Source organism: Nocardioides sp. B129/18 (assembly GCF_055282735.1).
The window spans coordinates 1-12,132 of the sequence record NZ_JBUZJI010000038.1 but is presented as its reverse complement, the minus strand read 5'-3'; the positions used below and the strand labels follow the sequence as shown (position 1 = coordinate 12,132).

Sequence of the window (12,132 nt, the reverse complement as noted above, 5' to 3'; positions counted from 1 at the left end):
CGATGGGTGTCTCGGGCCCGAGACACCCATCGGCAGGCCCGCGGCGCTCCTGACCGGCGGTCTGGTCCGGGCCTCGCACGTCCACCCCGAAGGACGGGGTCAGGCGATCGTGGCGGTGCGGTCGGCGACGATGCGGGCGACCTCCGGGATCGGCGCGCTGGCGCCGTTGCGCAGCAGCGCGCGCCACCGGGCGCGGCTGTAGGAGGCCGGCTGGGTGCCCTGGACGAAGTCGTGCAGGATCCGCACGAAGCGCTGCGGGTGGTCCTTGTGCGGGAAGTGGCCGGCGTCGGCGATCACCTCGACGCGCGCCTTCGGGGCGATCCGCGAGGCGGTGTCGGCGTGCGTGGCGGGGAGCACCTGGTCGTCGCGGCCCCACACGACGCACATCGGCATGGCGTCGGTGAGGTAGGCGCGGTCGGCCATGGTGACGATCTGGCCGCGCCAGTCGACGACGGCCCGCACCACGTGACGGATCGCTGCGCGCGCGGCGGGGTCGCGGAAGGTCTCGACGATGTCGGCGACCTCGTCGAGGTCGCGCAGCTGCTTGACCGGCAGGCCGGAGAGGGCACGCAGGGCGCCGGTGTTGACCTGGCGCACGCCCGGCAGCGTCAGCACGCCCATGAGCTGGTGGAAGCCCGGGCTGGCGATCGCGCGGATCGCGGGGGTGACCTCGGGGCCGAGGCCGCCGGAGGCGACGAGCACCATCCGCTCGGTGCGCTCGGGGAACTGGTAGGCGAACTGCATGGCCACGCCGCCGCCGAAGCTGTGCCCGACGACGGTGACCTTGTCGACGCCCAGCACGGTCAGCAGGTCGCGCATGCCGTTGGCGTACCCGCCGAGCGTGTAGTCGGCGCGGGGCTTGTCCGACGCGCCGTGGCCGAGCAGGTCGGGGGCGATGACGGTGTAGCGCTGCGCGAGGGCGTCGATGACCGGCTCCCACGTGGTGTGGTCGCAGCCGAGTCCGTGCAGGAGCAGCAGCACCGGGCCGCTGCCCACCTTGACGTAGGCCCGCCGGTGGCCGTGCAAGGTGACGAACTGGACCTCGGGGGGGCTGGTCGTCACGGTCACTCCTCACGCCGTCGCGGACGGCTCTCGGATCTGACCGTCCGAGACGGCCATTGAAGCCCAGAACCCTGTGCTCGTTGGGCTTTCGCCGTATTCGACCCCATCTGGACCCCTCAGCGGAAGGGTTGTCACCCGGTCGTTGCGGCGACGTTGCGAGCTCGTGGACGCCTCGGCGCGGATCGAGGAGGGGTGCTTCGAGGGCTAGGGTGCGCGATGTGGCGCGATCGGAGGACACCCCGCGCACCCGCGCGGCCCGCAGCCTGCTGCGCTCCACCGGGGCGCTCAGCACGGCCGCCACCGCCCGCATGGACGCCGACTTCCCGTGGTTCCGCGAGCTCAGCGCCGAGGAGCGCTCCTGGGTCTCGATGATCGTCCAGGCCGGCGTGCGCGGCTTCGTCGAGTGGTACGCCGCGGCCTCCCCCACCCCGGCCGTCGGGGGATCGCCCATCGCCGCGTCGGTGTTCGGCGTCGCCCCGCGGGCCCTGGCCGGCGCGATCACGCTGCAGCAGACCGTGGCGCTGGTGAAGGTCTCCATCGAGGTCGTGGAGTCCAACATCGACGGGCTCCTGCGCCCCGAGGAGGCCGACGACGTCCGCGGCGCGGTGGCCCGCTACGCCCGCGAGGTCGCCTTCGCCACGGCGGAGGTCTACGCCCGCGCGGCCGAGGCCCGCGGCGCCTGGGACGCCCGCCTCGAGGCCCTCGTCGTCGACGCCGTCCTGCGCGCCGAGACCGACGAGGCCGTCCTCGGCCGGGCCAGCGCCCTGGGCTGGACGGCGCAGGAGGAGGTGCTCGCGGTCATCGGGGCCGTGCCGCGCCAGCGCTCCGAGGCCGACCTGTTCGAGGACCTGCACCGCGTCGCCCGGCTCGCGCGCGCCGACGCGCTGTGCGCCGTGCAGGGCGAGCGCCTGGTGGTGCTGCTCGGCGGCAGCACCGAGCCGGAGCGCGCCGTCGCCGCCGTCGAGCCGCTCTTCGGGCCCGGCCCCGTCGTCACCGGCCCGGCGGTCGCCGGGCTCGCCCAGGCCCACGCCTCGGCCCGCGCCGCGCTGGCCGGCCTCCGGGCCGCGCCCGGCTGGCCGGAGGCCCCGCGTCCGGTCGCGGCCGACGACCTGCTGCCCGAGCGGGTGCTCGCCGGCGACGGCCACGCGCGCCGCCACCTCGTCGAGGACGTCTTCATGCCGCTGCTGGGCTCGCGGGGCACGCTGGTGGAGACCCTGGCGGCCTACTTCGGCGCCGGCAGCTCGCTCGAGGGCACCGGTCGCGCGCTGTTCGTCCACGCCAACACCGTCCGCTACCGCCTGCGGCAGGTCGCCGAGCTCACCGGCCTGGACCCCGCCGACCCCCGCGAGGCCCTGACGCTGCGGATCGCCCTCGCCCTGGGGCGTCAGTCGGGACGCTCGGCCGCCGCGACCCCGTCGACGACCGACGCCGCCAGCGCATCGACCAGCACACCGACCCCTCCGGCGTCTTTGTAGGGATCCGACAAAAGCGCCGCCCCAACTTGGTGTGCGCCGACGAGGAAACCTCCGGCCGGCTCGGGGCAGAGTGAGGGACGTGCTCGTCATCGTCGCCCCGGGTCAGGGCGCCCAGTCGCCCGGCTTCCTCTCCCCCTGGCTCGAGGACCCCGCCTTCGCGGCGCGCTTCGAGTGGCTCTCCACCGTCGCCGGCCTGGACCTCGCCCACTACGGCACCGAGGCCGACGCCGAGACCATCCGCGACACCGAGATCGCCCAGCCGCTGCTGGTCGCGACCGGCCTGGTCGCCGCGCTGAGCCTCTTCCCGCACCCGGCCGACGCGTTCTCGATGATCGGCGCCGTGGCCGGCCACAGCGTCGGCGAGCTGAGCGCCGCCGCCGGCGCCCGGGCGATCAGCGCCGAGCAGGCGATGGTGCTGGTCCGCGAGCGCGGCCGCCTCATGGCCGACGCCGCGCGGGCGACGCCCACCGGCATGACCGCCGTCCTCGGCGGCGACCGCGAGGAGGTGCTCGCCGCCCTGGCGCGCCACGGCCTCACCGCCGCCAACGACAACGGCCCCGGCCAGCTGGTCGCCGCCGGCACCCTCGAGCAGCTCGCGGCCCTCAAGGCCGACCCGCCCGCCAAGGCCCGCCTCATGCCGCTCTCGGTGGCCGGCGCGTTCCACACCGAGCACATGGCCCCCGCGGTCGACCGCCTGGGCCATCTCGCCCGCGCGGTGTCGACGCACGACCCCCGCACCCGCGTGATCTCCAACCGCGACGGCCGCGTCGTCCACAGCGGCCAGGAGGTGCTCTCCCGCATCGTCGGCCAGATCGCCAACCCGGTGCGCTGGGACCTCTGCCTGGAGACCATGCAGGACCTCGGCGTCACCGGCCTGCTCGAGATGCCGCCGGCCGGCACGCTGGCCGGCATCGCCAAGCGCGCGCTGCCCGGCGTCGAGACCTTCGCGCTGAAGACCCCCGACCAGCTCGACGCCGCCCGCGCCTTCTGCGAGAAGCACGGCGAGGCCTCCGACCTCCACCTCAACCCCACGTGGCGCATGGTCGTCGCACCCGCCAAGGGCACCTTCCACCTCGACGCCGAGGCGGCCGAGGCCGACACCCTGCCCACCGGCGCGCCGATCGGCGCGGTGCGCAGCCTGCGCGACGAGATCCCCGTCCGCGCGGCGCACGGCGGCCAGGTCGTCGAGTGGCTCGTCGAGGACGGCGACCCGGTCGCCCCCGGTCAGCCGCTGCTGCGCCTGCACCCCGAGGGCGCCGCCTGATGCCGGCCCACAGCCGCATCCTCGGCCTCGGCGCCTACCGCCCCTCGCGGGTGGTGCCCAACAGCGAGATCGTCGGCCGCATCGACTCCAGCGACGAGTGGATCCAGCAGCGCTCGGGCATCCGCGAGCGCCGCTGGGCCACGCCGGAGGAGACCGTCCGCTCGATGTCGGTCGAGGCCGCGCGCCAGGCCATCGAGCGCGCCGGCATCGCCCCGGCCCAGATCGACGCCGTCATCGTCGCCACCATCAGCCACTTCATGCAGACGCCGGCCGTGGCCACGCTCATCGCCCACGACCTCGGCACCGAGCAGGCCGCCGCGTTCGACATCTCCGCGGCCTGCGCCGGCTTCTGCCACGGCATCACGCTGGCCAACGACCTCGTGCGCGGCGGCAGCGCCGGGCACGTGCTGGTCGTCGGCGTCGAGCGGCTCTCGGAGATCACCGACCCCGAGGACCGCGGCTCGGCGTTCATCTTCGCCGACGGCGCCGGTGCGGCCGTGGTCGGCCCGAGCGACGACGAGGGCATCAGCCCGGTGGTCTGGGGCTCCGACGGCGCCCAGTACGACCTCATCACCCAGCGCGAGGACTGGCGCGACGTCCTGGAGTCCGACGCGCCCCGCATGCCCCATCTGGTGATGCAGGGCAACGCCGTCTTCCGCTGGGCCTCCTTCACCATGGCCAAGGTCGGTCTCCAGGCGCTCGAGCGCGCCGGCCTGACCGTCGACGAGCTCGACTGCTTCGTCCCGCACCAGGCCAACAACCGCATCACCGACGCGATGGCCCGCGCCATGAGGCTGCCCGCCACGGTGCGCATCGCCCGCGACATCGTCGAGCAGGGCAACACCTCGGCCGCCTCGATCCCGCTGGCCCTCGACCGCATGTACGCCGAGGGCGATGCCCGCTCGGGCGACCGCGCCCTGATCATCGCCTTCGGCGCCGGCCTGGCCTACGCGGCCCAGGTCATCGTCCTGCCCTGACGCGCACCCGCGCGACCCACGGTTCCCCGCAACACCACCACAGAAAGGTCGGCTCATGCCCACCACCGAAGAGATCCGCTCCTCCCTCGCCGAGATCGTCAACGAGGTCGCCGGCGTCGACGTCGACGACGTCCAGCTCGACAAGTCCTTCGTCGACGACCTCGAGGTCGACTCCCTGTCGATGGTCGAGGTCGTCGTGGCCGCCGAGGAGAAGTTCGGCGTCACCATCCCCGACGACGAGGTCAAGAACCTCAAGACCGTGGGCGACGCCGTCGCCTACATCGAGCGCGCCGCGGCCTGACGCCGAGCCGCTCCCGCAGCACCCGCAGCACCCGCAGCACCCGCAGCACCAGCAGATCCGTCGAAGCAAGGAGAGGTACCCGCCATGGCACGCACCCGCGTGGTCGTCACCGGACTCGGAGCCACCAGCCCCCTGGGCGGTGACGTCGCGAGCACCTGGGAGGGCATGCTGGCCGGTCGGTCCGGCGTCCGAGCCCTCACCGAGGAGTGGGCCGCCGACCTGCCCGTGCGCATCGCCGCCCGGGCCGCCGTCGAGCCCACGGAGGTGATCGAGCGGGTCAAGGCCCGGCGTCTGGACCGCTCCACGCAGCTGGCGATGGTCGCGGCCATGGAGGCCTGGCGCGACGCCGGCCTCGAGGGCGCCGAGATCGACCGCGAGCGCCTCGGCGTCGCGGTCGCCTCGGGCATCGGCGGGGTCACGACGCTGCTGGAGAACTACGACGCCATGCTGGCCAAGGGCCCCCGCCGGGTCTCGCCGCTGGCGGTGCCGATGCTGATGCCCAACGCCCCCGCGGCGAACATCAGCCTGTACACCGGAGCGCGCGCCGGGGCCTTCACCGCGGTCTCGGCGTGCGCCTCCGGCAACGAGGGCATCGCGCTGGCCGTCGACCAGATCCGCCTGGGCCGCGCCGACGTGATGGTCGCCGGCGGCACCGAGGCGGCCATCCACCCGCTCCCGATCGCCGCCTTCGGCAACATGATGGCGCTCTCGAAGAACCCCGGCGACCCCACCACCGTCTCGCGTCCCTGGGACACCGCCCGCGACGGCTTCGTGCTCGGCGAGGGCGCCGGCATCGTCGTCCTGGAGTCCGAGGAGCACGCCCGGGCCCGCGGCGCCCGCATCTACGCCGAGATCCTCGGCGCGGGCATCACCAGCGACTCCCACGACATCGCCCAGCCCGATCCTGAGGGCCAGGGCGGCACCCGCGCGATCCGCAAGGCGCTGCGCGAGGCCGAGATCGACGCCTCCGCCATCGCGCACGTCAACGCCCACGCCACCTCGACCCCGCAGGGCGACGTCGCCGAGGGACTCATGCTCCACGCGACGCTCGGCGCGCACGTCTCCGAGGTCGTCGTCACGAGCACCAAGTCGATGACCGGCCACCTGCTCGGCGGCGCCGGCGCGCTCGAGGCGGTCGCCACCGTGCTCGCGGTCCACCACCGCGTCAGCCCGCCCACGATCAACCTCGACGACCTCGACCCCCGCGTCGAGCTCGACATCGCCACCAAGGTGCGCGACCTGCCGGTCGGCGACATCGCCGCCCTCAACAACTCCTTCGGCTTCGGCGGCGCCAACGTGGCCGTCGTCGTCGGCAGCCACTGATCCCGGGAGCCCGCATGACGACCACCGCCGAGCCCGCCAGCACCACCGGCACCAGCCCAGCCCCCGCAGCGCCGGCCAAGCCGCCGCGCGAGCAGGACCCGCGCCACCCGCGCCACCGCCTCGCCGCGCTGCTCGACCCCGGCAGCCTGGAGCTGATCAGCCCCGACGACGACTCCGGCATGATCGCCGCGGTCGGCACCGTGCGCGGCGCCCGCGTGGTGGCGTTCTGCTCCGACCCCACCGTCATGGGCGGGGCCATGGGCGACCTCGGCTGCCGCGTCGTCGTCGACGCCTACCACCGCGCGCTCACCGACCGCGTGCCGATCATCGGCCTGTGGCACTCCGGCGGCGCGCGTCTGGCCGAGGGCGTGCTGAGCCTCCACGCCGTGGGCCGGATCTTCCACGTGATGACCCAGGCCTCCGGCGTCATCCCGCAGATCTCGGTGGTGCTCGGTCCGGCCGCCGGCGGCGCCGCGTACGGCCCCGCGCTGACCGACGTCGTCATCCTCGGGCCCGAGGGCCGCATCTTCGTCACCGGCCCCGACGTCGTCCGCTCGGTCACCGGCGAGGACGTCGACATGCTGCGCCTGGGCGGCCCCGAGCCGCACGGACGACGCTCCGGCGTGGTCCACGTCGTCACCGAGACCGAGGCGGAGGCGCTCGAGCGGGCCCGCTCGCTGGCCGACCTGCTCGGCTCGCAGGGCGCGCTGGTGCTCGACGACGTCGAGGACACCGACCTCGAGGCGCTCCTCCCGGAGTCCAAGAAGCGCGCCTACGACGTGCACCCGCTCGTCGAGAGCATCCTCGACGAGGGCACCGCCACCGAGCTCCACGCCCGGTGGGCGCCCAACATCGTCACCGCCCTGGGTCGCCTCGGCGGCCGCACGGTCGGCGTCGTCGCCAACAACCCGCTGCGACTCGGCGGCTGCCTGGACTCCCTCAGCGCCGAGAAGGCCTCCCGCTTCGTGCGGATGTGCGACGCGTTCGGCGTCCCGCTGGTCGTCGTCGTCGACGTCCCCGGCTACCTGCCCGGCGTCGGCCAGGAGTGGGACGGCGTCGTGCGTCGCGGCGCGAAGCTGCTGCACGCCTTCGGCGAGTGCGTCGTCCCCCGCGTCACCCTGGTGACCCGCAAGACCTACGGCGGCGCCTACATCGCGATGAACGCCCGCTCGATCGGCGCCACGAAGGTCTTCGCCTGGCCCGGCGCCGAGGTCGCGGTCATGGGCGCGGTCGCGGCCGTGCGCATCCTCCACCGTCGACGCCTGGCCGAGGTCGCCCCCGACCTGCGCCCGCAGGTCGAGCTCGAGCTCGCCGCCGAGCACGAGCGCATCGCCGGCGGCGTCGAGAAGGCGATGGAGATCGGCGTCGTCGACGAGATCGTCGAGCCGGCCCGCACCCGCTCGCGCCTGGCGCGGGCCCTCGTCGAGGCCGTCGAGACCGGCGGCGTGCAGCGCGGACGGCACGGCAACATCCCGCTCTGAGCCGGGCTCACGGGCGACTCACGGGCGCGTCGATGAGGGCTTCCTCATCGCCGCACCGTGAGACGCGCGTGACCCGGGTCTCATCGCACCGTTGGATGGGCAGAGACAGATCCGTTTGGAGGCTCCCTCATGTCCGTCAGCACCGTCACCGGGCTCCTCGCCGCCGGCTCCCTGCTCCTGGGGCTGGGCAGCGCCACCGACGCCCCGCCCAAGGCGTCCGGCCCGTACCCGATGGCCCAGTACGCCCGCGTGTACGCACCCGACGGCAGGCTGCTCTCGGGCTGCCACTCCTACCGGTACTCCTACCGCCTGACCCCGCCCACGGAGATCTGGGCCCTGGAGACCACCCTCGTCGACCCCCGGGGCACCGCGGTCGCGTCCGGCGCGTTCCTCTCCGGCAGCGACCCCACGGCCGGCAAGGGCTACTTCCGGTTCTGCAAGCCCACGACGACGCCGGGTCGCTTCAAGATCCGGGTGAAGTTCTCCTACAAGTCCACCCCGGGCGACCCCTCGATCGACGGCTCAGCACGCACGTTCACCTACTACCTGCGCTGAACCGCACCCCGACACGGCGAGAGCCCGTGACCGCCTGGCGGTCACGGGGTCACGGGCTCTCGCCGTGTCGGGGGCTTCGGGGCGCCGTGCTCAGACGACCTGGTGCAGCCAGCGGACGGGCGCGCCGTCACCGGCGTGCCGGAAGGTCTCCAGCTCGTCGTCCCAGGGCTTGCCGAGGAGGCGGTCGATCTCCAGCAACACGGTGGTCTCGCCGAGCGCGGCCTTGACCACCGCGGCCTTGAGCCGGTCCTCGGGGATCATGATGTCGCCGTGCAGGCCGGTGACGGCGTGGAAGACGCCGAGGTCGGGGGTGTAGGAGTAGCGCGAGCCCTCGGTGGAGGACGTCGGCTCCTCGGTGACCTCGAAGCGCAGGTGCTTCCAGCCGCGCAGCGCCGAGGCGATCTTCGCGGCGGAGCCGGCCTCGCCGGTCCACGACAGCTCCGACCGGTACGCGCCGCTCTGCGCGGGCTGGGGGATCCAGTCCAGGCTGACGGCGTTGCCGAGCACACCGCCCACGGCCCACTCCAGGTGAGGGCACAGCGCGGACGGCGCGGAGTGCACGTAGAAGACGCCCCTCGTCATCGGACGGGCGGCAGAGCGTGCGGTCACGGTGGGCCTCCTTCGTATCGGCGCGAGCTACGCCTTCCCCAGCGGTCTCGAGCCGTCATCACGGGAGTGCACCGAATGACAGGTATGTGAGTTGTGCGCCCATTGTGACCGATGGGGCGCCTGAGCACCAGCCTCCGCGTCAGGCCGAGGTCGGCGTGTCGCCGTCGAGGGCCATGAGCGTGGTGAGCACCTCCTCGGCGATGCCCAGTCCGCCGAGATGGCTCTCGCCGTCGATGACGCTCATGGTCGCCCTCGGCAGGCGGTCGACGACGTGCTGCCCGTGCCGGAACGGGACGATGTGGTCCTGGTCGCCGTGCCACCAGCGCACCGGCGCGGTGACGTCCGCGAGCCGGAAGCCCCAGGGGCGGGTGAAGAGCACCAGGTCGTTGAGCGGGGCGAGGGTCTGGAAGCGGCTGCCGTTGAGCAGGTCGTCGAGGAACATCGCCTTGAACTCCGGCCGCGAGAGCAGCGCCTTGTCGCCGGCCGGCTGCACGGCGGCGTAGAGGTCCAGCGCGGTGCCCGCCAGGGGACGCACCAGGCGGATGGCCTGGGTGAGGGTGACGCCGAGGGGCACCCGCGCGGCGTCGAGCAGCGGGGCGAGGCGGACGGCGAGCTGGATGGGTCCGCCCTCGACGGCGTCCTCCCCCACCGTCGGCGCGACGCCGCCGAGCACGCCCACCCCGCGCACCCGGTCGCCGAGCGCGGCGCCGGCCGCCAGCGCGTAGGGGCCGCCGCCGGAGAGCCCGATCATCCGGACGTCCTCGACGGCCAGGGCGTCGAGCAGCAGCTCGAGGTCCTCGGTCCAGTCGCGGACGTCGGGGTAGAGGTAGGGACTGGAGGAGCCGATGCCGGGACGATCGACGCCGATGATGCGCAGGCCGCGGCGGGCGGCCAGCGAGCGCGCCTCCACCGGGATCTGACGCCGGGCGCCGGGCGTGCCGTGCATCCACACCAGCGCGGGGCCTCGCGGCGCGCCGTACTCGGCGAAGCTGAGCCGGCGTCCGTCACGCACGGCGACGTTGCCCTCGAGGGCGGGACGGGCCAGGGAGGTCATGGGCGCAGTCTGGCAGCCGACCACGGCGTCCGGAGACCGGTTCGCGGACAGGACGCGCGCTCGCGCCGCTAGGGTCGCGCTGTGACCTCGACCGACGCTCCCGCGCGCGGCCTCGGCGTGCGCCCCGGTCGACGGGCCCTGCTCGCCGGTGGCGCGGTGGTCCTGGTGCTGCTCCTCCTCGCCACGGCCTGGGTGATCGCCCATCCCGCGCCGCTGCCCCGCAGCGACGCCAAGGTCACCGTGACGACGCCGACGGGCACGGCGGTCTACGTGGGCCTCTACACCCAGCCCGCGGGTCGCACGATCCACCTCGCCGGTGTGCGGGTGCACGCCACGGCGAGCGTGAAGGCCGAGGTCAAGCCGCTGCTGTGCCGCGGCGCGAGCCTGGAGTCGACCTCCGACGCCGGACTGTTCTGCCGGGGTCTGCTCGACCCCTCCGGCCAGACCCTCGAGCCGGGCGACAGCATCGTCGTCGCCGTCTCCAGCGCCCGCGCCGGCGCCGTGTACGTCGACGACCTGCGGCTGGCCTTCACCGAGGGACTGCGACGAGGCACTCAGGAGGCTGGCCGACAGGCCGTCGTCAACGTGGTGGAGCGCTAGGCGCTCACTCGGCGATCTGCGCCTCCAGGGCCGCTGCGCGCTCGGCGGAGTCGGTGATCTCCTCGGAGTCGATGGCCTGCGTGCGGTGGAACCACGTCAGCGCCTCCTCGTGACGGCCGGCGGCCTCGAGGGTGTCGGCGTAGGCGTAGCGCAGTCGCACCACCCACGACGCGCGGCTCTTGGAGGTCAGCGGAGCGAGCTCGAGGGTGCGCAGGGCGGCATCGAGCTGGCCCATGTCGCGCCGGGCGCCGGCCTCGACGATGGTCATCTCGGCCTTGGCCTCGGGCACGAAGTTGACCACCGACGGGCTCTTGGCGAGCTTGATGGCCTGCTCGGGCTGGCCGAGCGCGCGATGGCAGTCGGCCATGATCGGCAGGTAGGCGGTGGCGCCGTTCATGCGCTTGGCCGCACGCAGGTCCGCGAGCGCCTCGGCGTAGTGGCCGGCGGCATAGGCGGCCTCGCCGACGGCCTCGCGCACGACCGCGAGCCGGGAGGCACGGGCCCGTGCGGCGAGGGTGTGCCGGTAGGCGGTCTCGGGGTCCTCGTCGATCAGCTGGCCGGCGGCGACGAGATGCCGAGCGATGCGCTGGGCGAGCTTCTCGGGAAGACCCTTGAGCTGCGCGCTGATGGCGCGGTCGAGCTCCTTGCCGGTGATCTCATCGGGCAGGTCCGGGCCGTCGTAGACCTCCTGGTCGACGCGCTCACGCCGCGGCGTGACGCGCTCCCCGCGCTCTCCCCGCTGCTGGGCGCGCTGGTCCTCGCGACCGCGCCCGGAACCGCCGCGACGCTCGCCGTCGCGACCGGGACGACCGCCCGGCTTGCGGCGCTCCTCGAAGGGTCGCTTGTCGGATCGCTCGGACCGGGGGGCGCCACCGCGCGCGCCCTCGCTGCGGCCCTCGCCGCGTGCTCCGCCTCGGGGCGCGTCACCGCGTCCCTGGCCGGCGCCGCGACCGGCTCCGCCACTGCGCGACGGGCCGCCACTGCGACCCTGTCCGCCTCGGGCTCCGCCCTGGCCGCCGGAGCGACCACCTCGACCGCGATCGTTCTCCGCCATGACCTGCTCCATCTCGATCGTCGCGCGCCCGATGGCGCCGACGAGGTGATTCTCGTCCAGAAATGGGTTCAGGGGCCACCCTGTGGGTGGCCCCTGAACACTAATGTTTGTCCGGCGGCGTCCTACTCTCCCACAACCTCGCGGTTGCAGTACCATCGGCGCTGAAAGGCTTAACTTCCGGGTTCGGGATGGGACCGGGTGTTTCCCTTTCGCCATGGCCGCCGTAACTCTATTCAACACGCACCACACCTCGGGCGTGGAACGCCGTCGTGGGTGTGGGTGTTGAGACCCAATATTCAGCTATCACGCACCCGCCACCTTAGTGGGGCGGGTGTGGTGCTGTCGTGTGTGTGGTGTGGACGCGAGCAGCACTTGTC

The 12,132-nt window shown here is 73.9% G+C and carries 12 protein-coding genes and 1 rRNA gene; 8 read left to right on the top strand and 5 right to left on the bottom strand.

Going from position 1 to position 12,132, the window contains the following annotated elements; translation table 11 throughout:
- Nucleotides 1-99: 99 nt before the first annotated feature.
- Nucleotides 100-1,062, bottom strand: a complete 963-nt coding sequence (locus ACZDWJ_RS18735; RefSeq protein ID WP_463523520.1) for an alpha/beta fold hydrolase — start codon at nt 1,060-1,062, stop codon at nt 100-102.
- A gap of 218 nt (nt 1,063-1,280) precedes the next feature.
- Here ACZDWJ_RS18735 and ACZDWJ_RS18730 point away from each other — a divergent pair, with 218 nt between their 5' ends.
- The 7 genes from ACZDWJ_RS18730 (at nt 1,281) to ACZDWJ_RS18700 (ending at nt 8,438) form a co-directional block, all read left to right on the top strand.
- Nucleotides 1,281-2,537, top strand: a complete 1,257-nt coding sequence (locus tag ACZDWJ_RS18730) for a PucR family transcriptional regulator (protein ID WP_463523518.1) — start codon at nt 1,281-1,283, stop codon at nt 2,535-2,537.
- Nucleotides 2,538-2,616: 79 nt separating this feature from the next.
- Entirely contained in the window at nt 2,617-3,801 is a 1,185-nt protein-coding gene (locus tag ACZDWJ_RS18725; protein ID WP_463523516.1) for an acyltransferase domain-containing protein, read from the top strand.
- Nucleotides 3,801-4,778: a beta-ketoacyl-ACP synthase III gene (locus tag ACZDWJ_RS18720; protein WP_463523514.1), complete on the top strand. Its 978-nt coding sequence runs from the start codon at nt 3,801-3,803 to the stop codon at nt 4,776-4,778. Before ACZDWJ_RS18725 ends, ACZDWJ_RS18720 begins: the two co-directional genes overlap by 1 nt.
- 55 nt (nt 4,779-4,833) lie before the next feature.
- On the top strand, nt 4,834-5,079 hold the full coding sequence (locus tag ACZDWJ_RS18715) for an acyl carrier protein (protein ID WP_463523512.1): 246 nt from the start codon (nt 4,834-4,836) through the stop codon (nt 5,077-5,079).
- A gap of 84 nt (nt 5,080-5,163) precedes the next feature.
- Complete coding sequence (locus ACZDWJ_RS18710) at nt 5,164-6,402, top strand: beta-ketoacyl-[acyl-carrier-protein] synthase family protein (protein WP_463523510.1); 1,239 nt, start codon at nt 5,164-5,166, stop codon at nt 6,400-6,402.
- Between the two features lie 14 nt (nt 6,403-6,416).
- A complete protein-coding gene (locus ACZDWJ_RS18705; protein WP_463523508.1) occupies nt 6,417-7,883 on the top strand; it encodes an acyl-CoA carboxylase subunit beta in 1,467 nt (488 codons plus the stop codon).
- A gap of 129 nt (nt 7,884-8,012) precedes the next feature.
- A complete protein-coding gene (locus ACZDWJ_RS18700) occupies nt 8,013-8,438 on the top strand; it encodes a hypothetical protein (RefSeq protein WP_463523506.1) in 426 nt (141 codons plus the stop codon).
- 90 nt (nt 8,439-8,528) lie between these two features.
- Here ACZDWJ_RS18700 and ACZDWJ_RS18695 read toward each other — a convergent pair whose 3' ends face one another.
- Together ACZDWJ_RS18695 and ACZDWJ_RS18690 are read right to left on the bottom strand one after the other, a co-directional pair.
- On the bottom strand, nt 8,529-9,020 hold the full coding sequence (locus ACZDWJ_RS18695; protein WP_463523542.1) for a DUF3145 domain-containing protein: 492 nt from the start codon (nt 9,018-9,020) through the stop codon (nt 8,529-8,531).
- A 166-nt stretch (nt 9,021-9,186) separates the two neighbouring features.
- Nucleotides 9,187-10,101 carry an alpha/beta fold hydrolase gene (locus tag ACZDWJ_RS18690; RefSeq protein WP_463523504.1) on the bottom strand — a complete coding sequence of 305 codons (915 nt, stop codon included), beginning with the start codon at nt 10,099-10,101 and terminating at the stop codon, nt 9,187-9,189.
- 81 nt (nt 10,102-10,182) lie between these two features.
- On the opposite strand from ACZDWJ_RS18690, the gene ACZDWJ_RS18685 reads away from it, so the two are divergent.
- Nucleotides 10,183-10,701 (top strand): hypothetical protein, encoded by a 519-nt coding sequence (locus tag ACZDWJ_RS18685; RefSeq protein ID WP_463523502.1) that lies wholly within the window; start codon nt 10,183-10,185, stop codon nt 10,699-10,701.
- Between the two features lie 4 nt (nt 10,702-10,705).
- On the opposite strand, the gene ACZDWJ_RS18680 is transcribed toward ACZDWJ_RS18685, so the two are convergent.
- Nucleotides 10,706-11,755 carry a tetratricopeptide repeat protein gene (locus ACZDWJ_RS18680; RefSeq protein WP_463523500.1) on the bottom strand — a complete coding sequence of 350 codons (1,050 nt, stop codon included), beginning with the start codon at nt 11,753-11,755 and terminating at the stop codon, nt 10,706-10,708.
- A gap of 109 nt (nt 11,756-11,864) precedes the next feature.
- A 5S ribosomal RNA gene (gene rrf / locus ACZDWJ_RS18675) occupies nt 11,865-11,981 on the bottom strand.
- Nucleotides 11,982-12,132 lie beyond the last annotated feature (151 nt).